18 protein-coding genes are annotated in these 18,049 nt (G+C 68.2%); 15 read left to right on the top strand and 3 right to left on the bottom strand.

All coding sequences use genetic code 11. The annotated features are described in order from the left end of the window. Window positions 1-63: 63 nt before the first annotated feature. The gene (locus BCY78_RS18140; protein ID WP_068304694.1) at window positions 64-762 is read left to right on the top strand and encodes a hypothetical protein; all 699 of its coding nucleotides are present in this window, start codon (window positions 64-66) and stop codon (window positions 760-762) included. Further along, complete coding sequence (locus BCY78_RS18135; RefSeq protein WP_068304693.1) at window positions 762-1,511, top strand: glycosyltransferase family 25 protein; 750 nt, start codon at window positions 762-764, stop codon at window positions 1,509-1,511. The genes BCY78_RS18140 and BCY78_RS18135 overlap by 1 nt, the downstream gene beginning before the upstream one ends. Window positions 1,512-1,752: 241 nt before the next feature. Here BCY78_RS18135 and BCY78_RS18130 read toward each other — a convergent pair whose 3' ends face one another. Next, the gene (locus BCY78_RS18130; protein WP_083195135.1) at window positions 1,753-2,829 is read right to left on the bottom strand and encodes an aspartate-semialdehyde dehydrogenase; all 1,077 of its coding nucleotides are present in this window, start codon (window positions 2,827-2,829) and stop codon (window positions 1,753-1,755) included. Between the two features lie 252 nt (window positions 2,830-3,081). Between BCY78_RS18130 and BCY78_RS24740 the strand changes: the two genes are divergently transcribed. After that, window positions 3,082-3,630 (top strand): isoprenylcysteine carboxylmethyltransferase family protein, encoded by a 549-nt coding sequence (locus BCY78_RS24740; RefSeq protein WP_158515956.1) that lies wholly within the window; start codon window positions 3,082-3,084, stop codon window positions 3,628-3,630. Between the two features lie 7 nt (window positions 3,631-3,637). Here BCY78_RS24740 and BCY78_RS18120 read toward each other — a convergent pair whose 3' ends face one another. Together BCY78_RS18120 and BCY78_RS18115 are read right to left on the bottom strand one after the other, a co-directional pair. Beyond that, on the bottom strand, window positions 3,638-4,666 hold the full coding sequence (locus BCY78_RS18120) for a proline racemase family protein (RefSeq protein WP_068304691.1): 1,029 nt from the start codon (window positions 4,664-4,666) through the stop codon (window positions 3,638-3,640). Window positions 4,667-4,682: 16 nt separating this feature from the next. After that, window positions 4,683-6,182, bottom strand: coding sequence for a hypothetical protein (locus BCY78_RS18115; protein ID WP_068304689.1), 1,500 nt, complete (start codon window positions 6,180-6,182; stop codon window positions 4,683-4,685). A gap of 143 nt (window positions 6,183-6,325) precedes the next feature. On the opposite strand from BCY78_RS18115, the gene BCY78_RS18110 reads away from it, so the two are divergent. The 12 genes from BCY78_RS18110 (at window position 6,326) to BCY78_RS18055 (ending at window position 17,981) form a co-directional block, all read left to right on the top strand. After that, complete coding sequence (locus tag BCY78_RS18110) at window positions 6,326-7,093, top strand: SDR family oxidoreductase (RefSeq protein ID WP_068304686.1); 768 nt, start codon at window positions 6,326-6,328, stop codon at window positions 7,091-7,093. Then, entirely contained in the window at window positions 7,090-7,716 is a 627-nt protein-coding gene (locus BCY78_RS18105; protein WP_068304685.1) for an enoyl-CoA hydratase/isomerase family protein, read from the top strand. The genes BCY78_RS18110 and BCY78_RS18105 overlap by 4 nt, the downstream gene beginning before the upstream one ends. Window positions 7,717-7,748: 32 nt before the next feature. Further along, window positions 7,749-8,102, top strand: a complete 354-nt coding sequence (locus tag BCY78_RS18100) for a hypothetical protein (protein WP_068304683.1) — start codon at window positions 7,749-7,751, stop codon at window positions 8,100-8,102. 40 nt (window positions 8,103-8,142) lie between these two features. Then, window positions 8,143-8,631 carry a copper chaperone PCu(A)C gene (locus tag BCY78_RS18095; protein ID WP_068304682.1) on the top strand — a complete coding sequence of 163 codons (489 nt, stop codon included), beginning with the start codon at window positions 8,143-8,145 and terminating at the stop codon, window positions 8,629-8,631. A gap of 236 nt (window positions 8,632-8,867) precedes the next feature. Next, a complete protein-coding gene (locus BCY78_RS18090) occupies window positions 8,868-10,004 on the top strand; it encodes a hypothetical protein (protein ID WP_139103216.1) in 1,137 nt (378 codons plus the stop codon). Window positions 10,005-10,066: 62 nt separating this feature from the next. After that, window positions 10,067-10,894, top strand: a complete 828-nt coding sequence (locus BCY78_RS18085) for an alpha/beta fold hydrolase (RefSeq protein WP_068304679.1) — start codon at window positions 10,067-10,069, stop codon at window positions 10,892-10,894. A 137-nt stretch (window positions 10,895-11,031) separates the two neighbouring features. Continuing rightward, on the top strand, window positions 11,032-12,567 hold the full coding sequence (gene gpmI / locus BCY78_RS18080) for a 2,3-bisphosphoglycerate-independent phosphoglycerate mutase (RefSeq protein ID WP_068304677.1): 1,536 nt from the start codon (window positions 11,032-11,034) through the stop codon (window positions 12,565-12,567). A gap of 3 nt (window positions 12,568-12,570) precedes the next feature. After that, entirely contained in the window at window positions 12,571-13,704 is a 1,134-nt protein-coding gene (locus tag BCY78_RS18075; RefSeq protein ID WP_083195133.1) for a murein hydrolase activator EnvC, read from the top strand. A gap of 64 nt (window positions 13,705-13,768) precedes the next feature. Continuing rightward, window positions 13,769-15,109, top strand: a complete 1,341-nt coding sequence (locus BCY78_RS18070; protein WP_068304676.1) for a S41 family peptidase — start codon at window positions 13,769-13,771, stop codon at window positions 15,107-15,109. A gap of 3 nt (window positions 15,110-15,112) precedes the next feature. Beyond that, on the top strand, window positions 15,113-15,598 hold the full coding sequence (locus BCY78_RS18065; RefSeq protein WP_068304674.1) for an RNA pyrophosphohydrolase: 486 nt from the start codon (window positions 15,113-15,115) through the stop codon (window positions 15,596-15,598). A gap of 142 nt (window positions 15,599-15,740) precedes the next feature. Further along, window positions 15,741-16,919, top strand: coding sequence for an MFS transporter (locus tag BCY78_RS18060; protein WP_068304672.1), 1,179 nt, complete (start codon window positions 15,741-15,743; stop codon window positions 16,917-16,919). A 39-nt stretch (window positions 16,920-16,958) separates the two neighbouring features. Then, on the top strand, window positions 16,959-17,981 hold the full coding sequence (locus tag BCY78_RS18055) for a glycosyltransferase family 4 protein (protein ID WP_068304670.1): 1,023 nt from the start codon (window positions 16,959-16,961) through the stop codon (window positions 17,979-17,981). Window positions 17,982-18,049: the final 68 nt, after the last annotated feature.

The raw sequence follows: 18,049 nt of genomic DNA, 5'->3' as shown, positions 1-18,049 counted from the left end.
CGACCGGGTTGCGATAACCCGGATAGCCCTGCCTAGAAATGCCACAGACATTGCCAAGGCTGAATGACCATGCCCAACCTGCCCACCGCCTATACCTTCTACCAGAGCAATATCGACGCAGCCCTGGTCGAGGCGCAGGCCGCTGTCTTCCGGCACCTGGAGATCCCGCTGGTGCAGGAGCTCGATGACAAGGTCGATCACGCCGCCTGGCTGACCCGGACGATGCGCAACGACAGCCTCGGCGATCTGGCGGTGGTGGCCGATATCGACGCCTTCCCCCTCAGCCGCGCGGGTTACGAGCGGATCGTGGCGATGGCGCAGGGCGGCGCTGTGGCCGGGCTGGCGCAGGTCGCCAACCACAAGAACCCCGATCACATCTACGCCGCGCCGATGTTCCTCGCAGCACGGCGTGATGTCTACAAGGCCGCCGGCGCGCCCGAGATGCGCCGGACCGAGCGGTCGGACGTGGCGCAGATCCTGACCCTGCAGGCCGAGGAAGCCGGGCTACCGATCGGCCTGATCTACCCGAAATTCTGCATCCAGCCGCGCTGGTCGCTGGCGCAATACGGCGTCTACGGCATCGGCACCTTCTACGGCGAGAACGAGTTCTTCCACCTCTTCGAGGCCCGTCGCCAGCAATCGCGCGACCTGTTCGTTGCCGTGGCCGAGGGTGTGATCGCCGGGCACCATGATTTCGACCGCTACATGGCGATCCTCGACCTTGTGCCGCCGAAGCGGAAGAAATTCCTCGGGTTGTTCTGATGCCCCTGCCCCCGGCCTTCGTCATCAATCTCGATGGGTCCGAAGCGCGGATGGCCTCGGCGGCGGCGCAGCTGACGGCAACCGGGCTTGCCTTCCAGCGGGTGCCCGCTTTCGACGGGCGCGGCCTGACGCCACAGGAATTCCCCGATTACGACGCCAAGGCGGCGCTGGCCTATATGGGCCGGCCAATGCGCGGTGGCGAGATCGGCTGCTACCACAGCCATCTGCGCGCGGCGCAGGCCGTGGTGAACAGCGGGGCCCCGATGGGGCTGGTGTTCGAGGATGACATGCAGCTCGTACCCGGCGCGGCAGAACGCCTGCAGGCGCTGGCCGATTGGCTGGCCGGGCGCGATGATTGGGACCTCGTGAACCTTGGCGCGAACAAGCACCGGATCTATTCGAACTTGGTGCAGTTCGGGGCCCATGCACTCACCCGAGCGCATTACTTCCCGATGATGGCCTCGGGCCTGCTGTGGAAGCGCGAAGGGGCGCTCGCGTTCCTGCAAGCGCATGACCGTATCTTCGCACCGGTCGACAATTATTTCCGCCATTGGCAGACACGTCGAGACCGCGGCCTTGCGATCTGGCCGCCGCTGGTCGAGACAACGGGCGCAGAAAGCGACATTTTCGCCGGCCCCGTCAGCCGCTCCCGCGAGGATCGGCATCCGCTCTACGGTCTGATCAAGCAACGCCGGCTGATGGCCGACAAGCTGCTGGCCCTGCGTCACAAATATACACGCGCCCGGTAGGCACGCCTTCTCCCGCCGTGTTTCCGGCGCCCGGGTCCATGGCCAGTCGTCGGATGCTGCCTTGCTTGCCGGCAGGCATTCCGGCCCGGGTCTGAGGGTGGAAGGCGTACCGACGGGACGCGCGCGTGGTGGCGGCGAGGAGGTGGGGTGAAACCCCACCCTACACAGGCCCAGCCAAAGACCGAACCGCGTAGGGTGGGATTTCATCCCACCATTCCCGAGGCCCCGAAGCCCGTCTGCCTCAGCGGCCGATCAGCGCCTCGGCGATCTGCACCGCGTTCAGCGCCGCCCCCTTGAGCAGCTGATCGCCCACCACGAACAGCGCCAGCGAGCGGCCCGAGGGATCGCCCAGATCTTCGCGCAGGCGGCCGACCAGCACGTCCTCCTGCCCCGAGGCCTCGACGGGCATCGGGAAGTGATTGGCTTCGCGGTCATCGACCAGTCGGACACCTGGCGCGGCGACCAGCGCCCGGCGGGCCTCGTCGACCGAGAGCGCATCCTCGAACTCGACGGTCACCGCCATGCCATGCGCGCGAAGCACCGGCACGCGGATGCAGGTGATGCCAACCGGCAGGTCCGGGCGCCCCATGATCCGGCGGGTTTCGGCCACGACCTTCTCTTCCTCGCCGTTGTAGCCGCTCAGCGGATCGACCTCGGCATTGTGCGAGAAGAAATTGAAGGCGTAGGGATGCGGCAGGACTTTCTGCTCGAACGGACGGCCCTCCAGGTAGGCGCCGGTCGCCTGACGCAACTCCTCCATCGCTGCGGCCCCGGCGCCCGAGGCGGCCTGATAGGTCGCGACATTCAAGCGGCGGATGCGCTGCGCGGCGGCCAGCGGGGCCAGCGCGACGGTCAGGATCGCGGCGACGCAATTGGGGTTGGCGATGATGCCGTCATGCGCCTCCAGCGCCGTCGCGTTCACTTCCGGCACCACCAGCGGCACCTCGGGCGCCATGCGGAAGGCCGACGAGTTGTCGACAACCACGGCGCCGGCCTGCACGGCGATCGGCGCGAACTTGCGCGAGATGCCCGAGCCCGCCGAGAAAAACGCCACGTCCACACCGGCGAAGCTGTCCTCGGTCAGTTCCTCGACGATGATCTCGCGGCCGCGGAACGGCAGGCGCATCCCGGCCGAACGGGCCGAGGCCAGCAGTTTCAGCTGCGCCACGGGGAAATCGCGAGCGGTGAGGCTTTCGATCAACTCGATGCCCACGGCGCCGGTCGCGCCGACGATGGCGACGACAGGATGGGCAGGCAGGCGGCGGTTCACGCGCGGCTGCGGGGCGGCTTGAGCGGGGGGATCCAGAACTTCGGTCATCGTCTTCTCCTAGAGGACGGGACCGGTTTCTCTCCGTTTGCCCCGTCCGTTACCGGCGGGGCTTTCGGGGCTTAGTTCGGTCGTCCGACCGCGCATACCCGAAGCACCCCCGCCGGAGCGGTGGTCTTGGTAGTACGCTTAAGGGTCGATACGAAGAACATGACCGCCGAGCTAGCACCCGGACCCACGCAGATCAAGGGCCATCGCGAAAGTCCTTGCTCCTCCAGCGGCTGGAGGTTGCAGAACGGCCACATGACACAGCTTATCCTGATTCTCGGCCTCACGGCTTGCGCCATCGCCCTTGCCCTCGTCCTGCATGCCGTACTGCGGCCGGAAACGGGCCTGTGGCCACCCCGCCATCCATCGCGCCGCAGCCGCTTGGCTGTCTGGACGCTGACCATTGGCATCGTGGTCCTGCTGGCCGCGCTCAGCGTGCTGGATTGGGGCGCCATGCCCCTACCCGGCTGGCTGCGCTGGGGTGTCGGCCTGCCGCTGGTGCTGGCCGGGAACTTTATCGTCTGGCGGGAAGCCGGTGCCTTTGGCTCGGCCCAGACCATGGGCGACGCCGGCAGCCTGCGGACCGAGGGTTTCTACCGATGGTCCCGCAATCCGCAATACGTGGCGGATATGGCGTTGGTCGTCGGCTGGGTGCTGGTCTCGGCTTCGGGCGCGGCGGTGCCGATGGCGGTGGCCGTGCTGGCCTTGCTGGCCCTCGCGCCACTGGCCGAAGAGCCGTGGCTGGAGGCAACCTATGGACAGGCGTGGCGCGATTACCGTGCCAGGGTCCGGCGCTACCTGTGAGCGCGCGTCACGCGCCCGGCCAGGTGTCCGAGAGACGATAGCCGCGCGGCCACGGGTCCTCGGGGTCCAGCATCAGCTGCGACGTGCCGCTGATCCATGCCCGGCCCGAGATCTCGGGCGTGATGCAGGGCGTGTCGCCGATCTGGCCGGTCTCGACGATCCGACCCCGGAACTCGGAGCCGATCAGCGAGCGGGCGACCAGAGGCACGCGCGGGCGGATCTGACCATGCGCATGCAGCAGCGCCAGACGGGCCGAGACGGCGGTGCCGGTGGGGGAGCGGTCGATCTTGCCGGGCTCGATCGCGACGGCGTGTTTGGTCTCCAGCCCCTCGGCCCCTTCGGTCAGGGGACCGGCGAACAGGCAAAACGAGATATGCGACCAGTCCGGGTTCTGCGGATGGTGAAAACCCAGCTGCTTGTTGGCGTTATGGGTGATGCGCATGCCCATCTCGGCCAGATCGCGAGCTTCGTCGGGGACCAGATCGAAGCCCAGCGCCTTGGCATCGACAACGACGAAACTGTCGCCACCATAGGCCGTATCGACCTTCAGCATGCCCAGCCCCGGCACTTCCAGCACCGCATTGAGCTGCCCCGCGAACGAGGGCACGTTCTCGACGCTCACCTGCCGTACGCGCCCGCCTGAGCATTCGGCTCGCACCCGGATCAACCCGCCGGGCGCTTCCAGCGTGAGCTCGGTCACCGGCTCGACCATCGGCAGGATGCCCGTCTCCAGCAGCACCGTGGTCACGCAGATCGAATTCGAGCCCGACATGGGCGGGGTATGCGCGGGCTCCATGATGATGAACCCCATCTGCGCCTGCGGATCCTTCGGTGGCACCAGCAGGTTCACATGGCGGAACACGCCCCCGCGCGGCTCGTTCAACACGAAGTCGCGCAGGGCCCCGTCGCGATGGATGAAGCGCGATTGCTCCCAGAGCGTCTCGCCCGGAGGGGGCGCGACACCGCCGGTGATCACATCGCCCACCTCACCGGCGGCGTGGCAATTGACGACGTGGATCAGCCGGCGGCTCTGCACAATCTTGCTCCTGCGGTCAGAACGGGATCGGGGCGCCGTTGACGGTGACCACGCCACCCGGACGGATCGCCACCTCGGATTGCAGATGATCGTCGCCCACCGGACGGCTGAGACCGTTCAGCATCATGCGCACGAAGAACAGCTGGTCCTGCGGGATGATGCCCATCGATTGCAGGCGGGTCAGCAGACGCTCACCACCCACGAGATCGAACGAGAAATCGCCGTTCGCCTCGGGCATTGGGCGACCGATCTGCGCCATCAAGCCGCCGATCAGCTCGACCGCGCCCGAGCCGGTCAGGACCGAATCCCCGACCGCCACGCGCAACTCGTTCAGGCTGGCGCCGCTCAAGTCGACGGGCGGGGCGTCCGCTTCGAAGAAGTCTTCGCCCAGCTCCTGCAGCAGGCGCGCCTGTGCGCCCAGATCCACCGTGAGCGTCACCGCATCACCGGCGAACTGGCTGGCGCCGACCATGGCCAGAAGCTCGGGCGCCGGGACCAGATCGCGGAACGAGACGCGGTAGCGGACTTCCTGCCCCTCAGGCGTGACGACCAGCGGCAAGCCGAAGGCCATGTCCATGCCGCCCAACGTGGCGCCGCCCCGGATGGGACCGTAGCTGCCGCTGACGGACAGCGGGCCTGCATCCCCGGTGATGTCCACGCGGCCGTCCACGGCACTTATCTGGATGCTGCTCGACGACCCTTCGGTCACCATGTTCAGCGGCATGCCCTCCAGCATCTGCGTCGAGGTCTGGCGCGAGCCCTCGGCGCTCATCTCCAGCCGGGCGTTGAAGCCGCCGGCAAAGGCCGCGGCCAGCATGCCGTCGTCATCCGACAGCAGGTCCATCTCGGTGCCCGTGAAGGCGAGGTGCAGACCCGTCATGCTCCCGTCTTGCGAGATCATCGCCCCGGCCGCCCCCGAGGGATCGGGATAGGTGAGGTCATAGGTGACCTGCCCGGCGTCGAGGTTCAGCGCGGCCGATCCTTCGTTCGCGGCGCTGGCGGTGACCTCCAGGGCGCCGAAGGTCATGTCCAGTTCAGGCCCGCCCGACGGCGTCCCCTTGGCGTTCACATTCGGCAAAAGCAGCGCCCGCAGGGCCGGGAAGCTGAGGTTCAGCGCCGCGTTCTGCGAGTCCAGCATGCCCGAGATCCGGCCGTCATGGGTGATCTGCACATGCCGCGTCTCATTGCGCGACACGGCGACGGCCACATCGAAGGTCGAGGACGGCGTCAGCGAGACCTGTCCATCCGCGCCGGCGACGCGCAGGCTGTCCATGCTGACGACGACGGTGTTGGGATCGTCCTCAGGGAAGATGCGCACACCGGTCGCGATCATCGCGTCGGCGGTCGCACTCTGGCCGGTGCTGGTGATGCTCAGGTCCAGCTGATCGGCGATGCGTTCCAGCTGTCGCCAGGCCTCGTCCGGGGTCATGGTCTGGGCGAAAGCCGGGCTGGTGGCCAGAAGGGCCAGCAGCATGGCGGTGGTCGAAGCGGGCGCGAAACGCGCAAAGCGATACATCGTTGAAAACTCCCATGGGGCCTTGCGGCGAATTGCCGGGATTCTGGACGCCCCCCGGCATTGGTCAAGGGCAAAGGCGCCTCGCGGGGATGGTCAGGCGTAAAACTGCGCGTTACCAAGGGCGCAAAGTCAGGGAGATCCGCATGCAGGACGCAATCGAACGCGAGGCCGCCGTGCGCGGCAAGGTGGTACTGATCACGGGCGCAAGCCGCGGCATCGGGGCGGCAACCGCCCGCCGTTTCGCCGCCGTCGGTGCGAAACTGGGACTGGCTGGCCGGCCCTCGGACGCGCTGAAAGCCGTCGCGCAGGAGACCGGCGCGGCGCTGATCCCTTGTGACGTGGCAGACGCCGGCGACGTGCAAGCCGCGGTCGAGGCCCTGGTCGCCAGCCACGGGCGCCTCGACGTGCTGATCAACAACGCCGGCACCATTGACCCGATCGCGCTGATCACCCGCGCCGACCCCGAGGCCTGGGGCCGCCAGATCGACGTCAACCTGAAGGGCGTCTTCTACGGCATGCGCGCTGCCCTTCCGGTGATGCAGGCGCAGGGCGCGGGCACGATCCTGACCGTGGGCTCGGGTGCGGCCTATAACGCGCTGGAGGGCTGGTCGGGTTACTGCGCCTCGAAGGCCGGGGCGATCATGATGACCAAGGCCGCGCATCTGGAAGCCGGGTCCAAGGTCCGCGTGCTGTCCCTGTCGCCCGGCACGGTGGCCACCGACATGCAGCGCGCGATCAAGGCCTCGGGCGTGAACGCGGTCAGCCAGATCGACTGGGAGGATCACGTTCCCGCCGAATGGCCGGCCGAGGCGCTGCTGTGGATGTGCACCCCGGACGCCGACAGCTTCCGCGGCGGCGAAGTGACCCTGCGCGACGAAGGCCTGCGCGCCAAGCTGGGCCTCACGCGGTGATCCGGCGCGAGGATGACGGCGCCCTGACGATCCTGACGCTGGATCGCCCGGACAAGGCCAACTCGCTGACCCGCGCGATGATGGAGCAGCTGATCGCCGCCCTGACCGACGCCGGCCGGACACATGCCGCCGTCATCCTCACCGGCGCCGGCAAGGTCTTCTCGGCCGGCGCGGATCTGGACGAGGCCCGTGCCGGCCTCGCCACAGATAGCATCTGGGAGGAGCTCTCGGGCACCATGGCCGCCCTGCCCTGCCTGACCATCGCCGCGCTGAACGGCACGCTGGCGGGTGGCGCTTTCGGGATGGCCTTGGCCTGCGACATCCGCCTCGCGGTGCCGACGGCCAAGTTCTTCTACCCGGTGATGAAGCTGGGCTTCCTGCCCCAACCCTCGGACCCCGCCCGCATGGCCGCACTGATCGGGCCGGGCCGCACGCGGATGATCCTGATGGGCGGCGCCCGGATCGAGGCGTCCGAGGCGCTGCAATGGGGCCTCGTCGATCGACTTGTGGCACCCGAGGCGCTGCTGTCCGAAGCCCACGCCCTGACCACCGACGCCTGCGCCGCGCCCGAGCGACACGCGGGTCGCATCAAGGCGCTGATCCCGCGCGTTTGGTCGCACTAGCGCCTGCCCGCGGGCGCCCTTATGGTGCCCGCATGCGTGTCCTTCGCCTCCTCAACCTGATCTCGCTGGTGCTGGTGCTTGTCACTGGCTCGGTGGCGATGGCCTCGGCCCGCCACCAGATGCGTGGCGCGGGCGAGGTGGTGATCTGTACCGGCTACGGCCTGACCACGATCACCGTCGACGCGCAGGGCAACCGCATCCCGGGACAGGTCATCCTCTGCCCCGATTGCGTGCCGGGTCTGGCCGCGCTGACCGACACCGCCGTCGCCCTGCCCGAGACCCCCGGCACGCTGACGCCTGTGGCCTATGCCCGCATCGACCTGCCGATGCCCACGCCCGCAGCCCCGGCCCATAGCCAATCCCGCGCGCCCCCTGTCGCGGTCTGATCCCTTCGTTTCAGACCCTTCAAAAAGACAGGACAGATCCATGATCCGCACGCTTTCCTTCGCCGCCACTGCGGCCCTCTTCACCATGCCCGCTCTCGCGTGTGAGGGCTTCTCGGCCCATGACGCCTATGCCCGCTTCTCCACCTCGATGTCGCAATCCGGCGCGGCCTTCATGGCCATGGACAACACCGGCCCGGCCGATTGCCACATCATCGGCGCCCGTTCGGAGGTGGCCCAGCGCACTGAGCTGCACACCCATGTCATCGACGACAACGGCGTGGCCCGGATGATGCAGGTCGAGGACGGCTTCACCGTTCCCGCCGGTGGCGACCATCTGCTGCAACGCGGCAGCGACCACATCATGCTGATGGGCCTGACGGCGCCCTTGGAGCAAGGTGAGAGCTTCGACATCACCTTCGAATTCGAGGACGGCACCGAGGACACGGTGACCGTCACCGTCGATAACGAGCGCATGCCGATGCAGGGCCAGATGCAGGGTCACGGCATGGCCCACGGGACCGATCACTGACAGGTCGGCAGGGGGGCTGTCTGCCCCCCTCGCCCTGCGGGCTCACCCCCCGAGGATATTTCCGGAACGAAGATGGGCGTTTTGAGTCAAATTGTTCCGATCGGCATGTCCGCCCTCTCACCTTGTTTCAAATACTCAAAACGCAGGGCGGCCTGGCACCCGCGCTTGGCATTCATTCTGCTGCAAATACTCGTCTTTTGTTGTCTTAAGGCGCACCGTTCCCCACGTTGAGCGCCATGGCCCAATTGCGGACAAAACGCCCAGCCGACCCCAAGGCCCGCCGTCGGCGGTGGGTCGAGCGCGGGATCATGGCGCTGTTGGCCGTGGCCTCGCTGGGCTGGACCCTCTGGTGGGCGATGGACCTCGCGCGGTTGCCGGTTTTCGAACCCCTCGTTGCACGTACGGAATCCGAGCTGGCGGCGGCCTATGAGCGCGCCTTGGAGCGCGAGGCGACACCCGAAGCGCTGGCCGCTAGGCTGGAGGCGCGGCTCGGCGAGGACCCGCGCGATTGGGTCGTGATCGACGGGCTGGTGGCGCTGGCGGCTGAGGAAGGAATCGCCCTGCCAGCCGATCTGATCGAACGGCGCACGCTGCTGGATGCCGAGGACAATGGCTGGATCGCAACCGGGCTCGATTGCCTGTCCTGTTCTTGGGATCTGCGCGATTGCGAGCTGTCGGCGGCCTTGTCCTGCGGGGTGGCGGTGAACCTGACGGTGATCGGCGACCTCGTGGCGCTGGTCCGCGAGGGCGGGCATTACGTGGCGGGTGAGGAGGTCGACCAGATCGACCTCGGCATTGCCTTTGTCGGCATCGCGGCGACGGGGCTCGTCGTCTTCTCGGGCGGGACCTCCTACACGGTGAAGATCGGATCGGGGCTGCTCAGGGTCGCACATCGCATGGGGCGGCTCGCGCCGGAGATCCTGACGCTGTTCCGCCGCGCCGTAACTTTGGGCGTCGATTGGGGCGGGCTGCGGGCGGTGCGCTCGGCGGATGAACTGGCGGCTTTGGCCCGGCCCGCTGTGCTGCGCCCGGCGGTCAAGGTGGCACAGGACCTCGGGCGGTTGAACACGCGGCTGGGGACGCGGCAGGCGCTGCATCTGATGGGGGCGATCGACACACCCTCGGATGCGGCACGGCTCGCCCGGGCCTCGGATGCCTTGGGGCCGCGCACGGTTGGCGCCTTCGAGATGCTGGGCAAGTCGCGCTTCCTGCGCACCGGGCTCAGGTTCAGTGACGAGGTGGTCGCCGTGATCGGCGGGATCTTCGCGGCGATGGGCTCGCTGGCGGGGCTGATGGCCTCGGGGCTCATGCGGATCGGGCGGATGCTGTTCCGGCCGCTGCTGCGCGGCATCCTGCGGGTGGTGATCCGCTAAGGCTTGCCTTGGCAAGCGTGCCGGGCCGGGATTAGGCTTCACCCGTCCAACGGAGTAATGCCATGACCAGTCCCGACCTGACCCTCGACACACAATTCGGCAAGATCGCCTATCGGGACAGCGGCGGGAGCGGACGGCCGATCCTGCTGGTGCATGGCAATTCCGCCTGCAAAGAGGTCTTCGCGGCGCAATTCGACGCGCCCGAGCTGGCAGGCTTCCGCCTGATCGCCCCCGACCTGCCGGGCCATGGCGCCTCGGAGGACACGGCGGACCCGGCGGCGACCTATACCTTCCCCGGCTATGCCACGATGCTGGAGACGGTGATCGCGGGGCTGGGCCTGCAGGCGCCGGTGGTCTTCGGCTGGTCTCTGGGCGGGCATGCGGCGCTGGAGATGGCCGGGCGCGGCAAGGCGCCTCTGGCGGGAGTGATGATCTGCGGCACGCCGCCCATCGCGCCGACGCTGGAGAGCATGATGGCCGGGTTCAACATCGACCCCGCGGCCGAGAACCTGACCGCCAAACGTGATTTCACCGACGATGACGCGCTGGCCTATGCGCTGCATACGGGCGGGATCGACGGGCAGGTCGACCCGCATCTGCTGGCGATGGTCAAGCGCACCCATGGTGTCGCGCGGGAAGTGATGTTCGGCTCGGCGCTGGCCGGGCAGATGCTGGATGAGCGCGCGGTGGTGGCCGGGCTCTCGGTGCCCTTCGCGGTGGTGAACGGGGCCGAGGATCCCTTCATCCAAGCGCCTTATTTCGACACGCTCGAGGCGCCCAGCCTGTGGTCGCGCGGCACGGTAGGGGTGCCGGGCGCGGGCCATGCGCCCTTCCGCCAGACACCCGCCGCCTTCAACGCCTTGCTGGCGGAATTTGCGGCCCAATGCTGACGCAAGCGGCTTGAAACCGGCGAGGCCTCGCCCAGTTAGGGGATGCACGGCCTGTTGAGCGGGCGCGCGGGGCCTTGGGCATTGCTCCGACGGACCCGCCCGCTTATGCAGGCGGCAGAAGATCCGGAGGCGACCCCATGACCACCCAGACGCGCATCCCTCAACCCGTCGTGCTGTGCATCCTCGACGGCTGGGGCATCAACCCGCGCCGCGAGGGCAATGCCGTTGCCTTGGCCGAGACGCCGAATTTCGACCGGGTCATGGCGACCTGCCCCAAGGCCACGCTGGTGACCTTTGGCCGGGACGTGGGCCTGCCCACCGGTCAGATGGGCAATTCCGAAGTCGGCCACACCAATATCGGCGCCGGCCGGGTCGTGGCGATGGACCTCGGCCAGATCGACCTCGCGGTCGAGGATGGCTCCTTCGCCGAGAACAAGGGGCTGGTCGAGTTCATCACCCGCATGAAGGCCTCGGGCGGGACCGCGCATCTGATGGCTGTCGTCTCGGATGGCGGGGTGCATGGGCATATCAACCACCTCAAGGCCGCTGTGCAGGCGATTGCCGGGGCCGGCGTGCCGGTGGCGATCCATGCCATCACCGATGGCCGCGACGTGGCGCCGAAATCGGCGGATCGTTTCATCGCCGACCTCGTGGCCAGCCTGCCCGAGGGCGCCAGCATCGCCACGGTGATCGGGCGCTATTACGCCATGGACCGCGACTCGCGGTGGGAGCGGGTGGAAAAGGCCTATGACGCGATGATCCGCGCCAATGGCAAGGACGCGCCCGATGCCGTCACCGCCGTCGCGCAGGCCTATGAGGCGGGCGAGACCGACGAATTCATCACCCCCACCGTGCTGGCCGGCTACAAGGGCACGCGCAATGGCGACGGGCTGTTCTGCCTCAATTTCCGCGCCGACCGCGCGCGCGAGATCCTCGCCGCCATCGGCGCCCCCTCGTTCAAGGGGTTCGAGGCCCGTGGCCGCGTCGATTGGGCGATCATGCTGGGCATGGTGGAATATTCCGACGCCCATAACGCCTTCATGCACACGGCCTTCCCCAAGCGGAAGATCAAGAACACGCTGGGCGAATGGGTGGCCAAGAAGGGCCTGACCCAGTTCCGGCTGGCCGAGACCGAGAAATACCCGCATGTCACCTTCTTCCTCAACGGCGGCAAGGAAACGCCCGAGGAAGGCGAGGATCGCTACATGCCCCTCTCGCCGAAGGTCGCGACCTATGATCTGCAGCCCGAGATGTCCTCGGTCGAAGTAACCGACGCCTTCGTGCAGGCAATCGAGAAGGGTTACGACCTGATCGTCACCAACTTCGCCAACCCCGACATGGTCGGCCATACCGGCATCGTCGAGGCCGGGGTGAAGGCGGTCGAGGCGGTGGACCGGGGGCTTGGCCGGGTGCTGGAGGCCTTGGAGAAGGCGGGTGGTGCGATGCTGCTGACCGCCGACCATGGCAATTGCGAGCAGATGATCGATTACGAGACCGGCGGCCCCCACACCGCGCATACCACCAATCTGGTGCCGGTGGCGCTGATCGGCGGGCCCGAGGGGGTGACGCTGGCCGATGGTCGCCTCGCGGATGTGGCGCCGACTCTTCTGGAGCTGATGGGCCTGCCCCAGCCCGAGGAGATGACCGGCCAGAGCTTGATCCGGAAAGGCTGATCCATGCGGTTCGCGCGCGCTCTTGCGGTTCTGGCCTGCCTTGGCGGTGCTCCCGTCGGCGCTCCGGCGGGGGCGACCACGGCCGAGAATGCGCAACAGGCGGCGATCTCGCTCCTGAATGCCATCGACACCTTGGGCGAGGCCCGGCGCGCGCCCGATCAGGTGGCCGCGCTGACCGCCGCCATTCAGGCGCATGAGGCCGGGCTTTCCGCCCTGCGCGAGGGGCTGCGCGAAGCGGCTTTGCGTGAGGCGGCGATCAATCAGGTGCTGGCGCGGCAGCAGGCCGAGGTCAGCCGCATGCTGGCGGCGATGATGGCGGTCGAGCGGATCGAGGGCCCGGTGATGCTGGTGCATCCTCAGGGGCCGCTGGCCACCGCACGGTCGGGCATGATGATCGCCGATGTCGCGGCGGGGCTTCAGGCCGAAGCCGCGCGGATCGGGGCGCTGGCGCGTGAGCTTGAGGACCTGCGAACCCTGCGCGCGACGGCGGTGGATACGCTGGCGGCGGGGCTCTCCAGCCTGCAGGCGGCACGCGCCGACCTCAGTCAGGCGATGGCCGACCGCCGCGACCTGCCGCCCAGGCTGGGCGATGACGAGGCGCGGATGCAGGCGCTGCTGGAATCGGTGCGGACCTTGCAGGAGCTGGCGACCAGCCTCGCCCAACGCCCCTCAGGCAATACCGACGGGCTGCCGATCTTCGGCACTGCGCGCGGCACCCTGTCCCTGCCGGCGGCCGCGACCGTGCTGCGCGGTTTTGGCGAGACGGATGCGGCGGGGATCGCGCGTCCGGGCCTCGTGCTGGCCACCGAACCCGGCGCGCTCGTCGTCGCGCCCTGGTTCGGCACCGTGCGCTATCGCGGGCCGCTGATGGATTACGGAAACGTCGTTCTGCTGGAGCCCGGTGAGGGTTGGCTGATGGTCATCGCCGGGCTGGAGACGGTCTATCCGCGCATGGGCGACGTGGTGGCGCAGGGCGATGCGCTGGGCCTGATGCCCGGCGCCGAGACCCAAAGTGACGAATTCGTGCAGCCCGATGCGGTAGCGAATGCAACGGAAACGCTGTATCTGGAACTCAGGCAGGCCGGGCAGGCCATTGACCCGGCCGACTGGTTCGACTTGAGTGGGCAGCAGCCATGAACGGGCCGGCAAGGCCTGAGCGGGGAGACGCGAAGCCTCCCCGGCGGACAAACGGGATGGAAGCATGAACAAGTATCTGGTGGCGGCGGCGGCAGGCATCCTTGGCGGGGCCGTGCTGTCGACGCAGGTGGCCGCGCCATTGCTCGCGCAGGAGCAGGACGCCGACCAGTCGGTCTATGAGCAGCTCGACCTTTTCGGCGACGTGTTCGAGCGCATTCGCGCGCAATACGTCAACGAGGTGGACACCAGCCAGCTGGTCGAGGCCGCGATCAACGGCATGCTGAACTCGCTCGACCCGCATTCCAGCTACCTCGCTCCGGATGACTATGAAGACATGCGGGTGCAGACCCGCGGCTCGTTCGGCGGTCTGGGCATCGAGATCACCCAGCAGGACGGCTATGTCCGCGTCATCACGCCGATGGACGACACCCCCGCCGCGCAGGCGGGCGTCGAGCCGGGCGATCTGCTCACCCATGTCGACGGCACCTCGCTTCTGGGCCTGACGCTGGCCGAGGCCGTGGACCTGATGCGCGGCCCGGTCGGGTCCGAAATCGTCGTGACCGTGCTGCGCGAAGGCGTGGCCGAGCCCTTCGACATCTCGATCATCCGCGACACGATCCGCATGCAGGCCGTGCGCAGCCGCGTCGAGGGCAATATCATCGTGCTGCGGGTCTCGACCTTCAACGAACAGACCTACGACAATCTGGAAAGCGAACTGCAGGACGGCATCGCCGAGATGGGCGGGATCGACCAGCTGCAGGGCGTCGTGCTGGATCTGCGCAACAACCCGGGCGGTCTGCTGATGCAGGCGATCCGCGTGTCGGATGCCTTCCTCGATGCCGGCGAGATCGTCTCGACCCGCGGCCGCGAGGAAGCGGAGGGGGATCGCTATAACGCGACCGAGGGCGACCTGATCAGCGGGCTGCCGATGGTGGTGCTGATCAACGGCGGCTCGGCCTCGGCTTCGGAGATCGTGGCGGGCGCGCTGCAGGATCACCACCGCGCGGTGGTGGTGGGCGAGCGCAGCTTCGGCAAGGGCTCGGTGCAATCGCTGATCCCGCTGCGCGGCGATGGGGCGATGCGTCTGACCACGGCGCTGTACTACACGCCGTCGGGCCGCTCGATCCAGGCTTTGGGCGTGGCCCCGGATATCGTCGTGCATGAGCCCGCGCATCCCGACGACATGGCCGCCGCCCCCGAAGAGGCTGGCACCACCCGTCCGCAACGCAGTGAATCGTCGCTGCGCGGGGCCCTGCGCAACCAGACCATCACCGATGACGAACGTCGGCAGATGGAGGACGAGGAGCGCGCGGCCGAGGAACTGGCGCAACTGCGCAACGAGGATTACCAGCTGGCCTATGCGCTGGACATCCTGCGCGGCCTGTCGGTGATGAACGGCCAGTAAGCGATGAGCCCGGAAGAGATCGAGAAACTGCCCTACCGCCCGAATGTCGGCGTCATGCTGATCGACGGGCGGGGGATGATCTTCGCGGCCAAGCGGCTCGACAGCCCGGTCCCGGCCTGGCAGATGCCGCAGGGCGGGATCGACGAAGGCGAGGATGCCCGCGCCGCCGCCCTGCGCGAGCTGCAGGAAGAGACGGGTGTGCATCCGGCGCTGGTGCAGGTGCTCGACGAGACGCCGGACTGGCTGGCCTATGACCTGCCGCCCGAGCTTCTGGGCAAGATGTGGAAGGGCCGCTACCGGGGCCAGAAGCAGAAATGGTACCTGCTGCGCTACCTCGGGCGGGATGATCAGATCGATCTGGAGCAGGAACATCCCGAGTTCAGCGAATGGCGCTGGGTCGGGGCCGAGGAGATGATCGAGGCGATCGTCCCCTTCAAGCGCGAGATCTACAAACAGGTCGTGGCGGCTTTCCGGGCGCATCTTGCCTGAGCGCCGGCAAAGGTAGGGTGAAACCCCACCCTACGGGTCGCGCGTGTAGGGTGGGGTTTCACCCCACCGGCTGCGGCCTCTGGACCTTGCTCAAGTTTTCGGCAATCGTGCGCAGCCTTTCACCTGTTCACGGACCGCCCTCATGAAGCTCGGCATCTTCTTCCTCGTCATCGCCTATGTGCTGAGCCAGTTCTACCGGGCCTTCCTCGCCGTGCTGTCGCCCATCCTCGGCACCGAGGTCGGCGCCACGGCCGAGCATCTCGCCCTGTCCTCGGGCCTGTGGTTCCTGACCTTCGCCCTGATGCAGATCCCCGTCGGCGCCGCACTGGACCGCGTCGGCCCGCGCAAGACCTCGGCCCTGCTCCTCGGCCTGGCCGGCGGTGGCGGCGCCCTCGTCTTCGCCTTGGCGACCGAGCCCTGGCACATCCATGCCGCGATGATCCTGATCGGCATCGGTTGCTCGCCGGTGCTGATGGCCAGCTACTATATTTTCGGACGCATGTTCCCCGCCGGGGTCTTCGCCACGCTGGCCGGTGCGATCATCGGCTTCGGCACATTGGGCAACATCGCCGGGGCCTGGCCGCTGGCCTGGGCGGCCGAGACCTTCGGCTGGCGCGAGACCCTGATGGGGCTGGCCGCCGTGACGCTGCTCGTGGCCCTCGCCCTGTGGCTTTTCGTGCAGGACCCACCGGCGCTGGAGCACCGCCCGGAAGGCCGCGGCTCGCTCCTCGACCTGCTGAAGATCCCAGCCCTGTGGCTGATCATTCCGCTGATGACCGTCTGCTACCTGCCCGCCGCGGCGATCCGGGGCCTCTGGGCCGGGCCGTTCTTCCGCGATGTCTACGGCGCGGACGCCCTCAGCATCGGCACAGCAACGCTGGTAATGGCGCTGGCGATGGTGGCAGGCTCCTTCGCCTATGGCCCCGCCGACCGCCTGTTCGGCACCCGCAAGGGCGTCGCGCTGGTCGGCAACCTGCTGACCGCCGCCTGCGTCATGGCGCTTTGGGCGGTGCCGACCGCGGGCTATTGGCCAGTGACCGCGCTGCTGGCCGGGATCGGTTTCTTCGGCGCGTCCTTCCCGATGATGATCGCCCATGGCCGCAGCTTCTTCCCGCCGCATCTGTTGGGCCGGGGCGTCACGCTGATGAACATGTTCGGCATCGGCGGCGTCGGCGTGCTGCAGACCCTCTCGGCCCGCCTTCATCACGCGACGCCCACCCCGCCGGCCGAGGCCCCCTATCAGGCGATCTTCCTGATGTTCGGCCTCCTCGTGCTGGCCGGTTGCGCAGTCTACGCCTTCTCGCAGGACCGCACCGACTGAAGGCGTGACAGCGGGGCGGGGATCGGCGACAAGGGCGCCATGTCCGAGATCGATGTCATCGCCCCGAACCTCAAGCGCCGCCTTTCCGGCGTCACCGCGACCATTGCCCGGCTGGTGCCGGTGCAGGCGCGGATGATCGGCATCGTCGCCACAGGCCCCGGCTTGCCGCCCGAGACGCCGCATGTGGCCCTGTGGCGCCTGCCGTTCCTCAAGCGCCGGTTGCGCGTCTGGCATGCGCGGCGCAATACCGAGATGCTGCTCGGCCTGATCCTGCGCGGGCTGGGGCTGAGCCGGCTGAAGCTGATGTTCACCTCGGCCAGCCAACGCAAGCATTCGGGCTATACGAAATGGCTGATCTCGAAGATGGATGCGGTCGTGGCGACCTCGGCCCGGACGGCCAGCTACCTTGAGCGCCCCGCGACCGTGATCCTGCACGGCATCGACACCGCGACCTTCACCCCACCCGAGGACCGCGCCGCCCTGCGGGCGCGACTGGGCCTGCCGGACGGGCTGCTGATCGGCTGCTACGGTCGCATCCGTGCGCAGAAGGGCACCGACGCCTTCGTCGACGCGATGATCGCCGCGCTGCCGGCCCATCCCGAAGCCACGGCGCTGGTCATGGGCCGCGCGACCGAAGGGCATGGCGAGTTCCTGTCGGGCCTCAAGGCCAAGGTGGCCGAGGCCGGGCTCAGCGAACGCCTCCTGTTCCTGCCCGAAGTTACCGTGGACCGGATGGCCGATTGGTACGGCGCGCTCGACCTCTACATCGCGCCGCAGCGCTGGGAGGGCTTCGGCCTGACACCGCTCGAGGCCATGGCCTGCGGCGTGCCGGTCGTTGCCACAACGGTCGGCGCCTTCCCCGAGATCCTCACGCCCGAGACCGGCGCGCTGGTCGAACCCGGCGATCCGCAGGCGCTGGCCGAGGCCGCCGGGCGCTACCTGTCGGACCCTGAGGCCCTGCGCGCGGCGGGTCAGGCCGCGCGAGTGCATGTCGAAGCGGGCTTCCGCATCGAAGACGAGGCCGCCGCGCTGGTGGCGATCTACCGCGACCTCTTGGCCTGATCGCAGGGATTGCGCGCAATTCCCTTTCCAAGGAACGGGTTTCACGCTATGCGGCCCCCGTCATTCAG

It is taken from the genome of Pararhodobacter sp. CCB-MM2 (assembly GCF_001691415.1).
In the GTDB taxonomy this organism is placed as follows: Bacteria; Pseudomonadota; Alphaproteobacteria; order Rhodobacterales; family Rhodobacteraceae; genus Pararhodobacter.
The sequence above is the reverse complement of the archived record's forward strand: the minus strand, read 5'-3'. Positions and strand labels throughout refer to the sequence as shown.

Bases quoted from the DNA above. Each gene is read 5' to 3' on its own strand.
- BCY78_RS18085 (WP_068304679.1), top strand. From the start codon at position 10,067: ATGACCAGTCCCGACCTGACCCTCGACACACAATTCGGCAAGATCGCC.
- BCY78_RS18055 (WP_068304670.1), top strand. From the start codon at position 16,959: ATGTCCGAGATCGATGTCATCGCCCCGAACCTCAAGCGCCGCCTTTCC.
- BCY78_RS18140 (WP_068304694.1), top strand. From the start codon at position 64: ATGACCATGCCCAACCTGCCCACCGCCTATACCTTCTACCAGAGCAAT.
- BCY78_RS18130 (WP_083195135.1), bottom strand. From the start codon at position 2,829: ATGACCGAAGTTCTGGATCCCCCCGCTCAAGCCGCCCCGCAGCCGCGC.
- gpmI (WP_068304677.1), top strand. From the start codon at position 11,032: ATGACCACCCAGACGCGCATCCCTCAACCCGTCGTGCTGTGCATCCTC.
- BCY78_RS18135 (WP_068304693.1), top strand. From the start codon at position 762: ATGCCCCTGCCCCCGGCCTTCGTCATCAATCTCGATGGGTCCGAAGCG.
- BCY78_RS18115 (WP_068304689.1), bottom strand. From the start codon at position 6,182: ATGTATCGCTTTGCGCGTTTCGCGCCCGCTTCGACCACCGCCATGCTG.
- BCY78_RS24740 (WP_158515956.1), top strand. From the start codon at position 3,082: ATGACACAGCTTATCCTGATTCTCGGCCTCACGGCTTGCGCCATCGCC.
- BCY78_RS18070 (WP_068304676.1), top strand. From the start codon at position 13,769: ATGAACAAGTATCTGGTGGCGGCGGCGGCAGGCATCCTTGGCGGGGCC.
- BCY78_RS18060 (WP_068304672.1), top strand. From the start codon at position 15,741: ATGAAGCTCGGCATCTTCTTCCTCGTCATCGCCTATGTGCTGAGCCAG.
- BCY78_RS18090 (WP_139103216.1), top strand. From the start codon at position 8,868: ATGGCCCAATTGCGGACAAAACGCCCAGCCGACCCCAAGGCCCGCCGT.
- BCY78_RS18065 (WP_068304674.1), top strand. From the start codon at position 15,113: ATGAGCCCGGAAGAGATCGAGAAACTGCCCTACCGCCCGAATGTCGGC.
- BCY78_RS18075 (WP_083195133.1), top strand. From the start codon at position 12,571: ATGCGGTTCGCGCGCGCTCTTGCGGTTCTGGCCTGCCTTGGCGGTGCT.
- BCY78_RS18095 (WP_068304682.1), top strand. From the start codon at position 8,143: ATGATCCGCACGCTTTCCTTCGCCGCCACTGCGGCCCTCTTCACCATG.
- BCY78_RS18100 (WP_068304683.1), top strand. From the start codon at position 7,749: ATGCGTGTCCTTCGCCTCCTCAACCTGATCTCGCTGGTGCTGGTGCTT.
- BCY78_RS18110 (WP_068304686.1), top strand. From the start codon at position 6,326: ATGCAGGACGCAATCGAACGCGAGGCCGCCGTGCGCGGCAAGGTGGTA.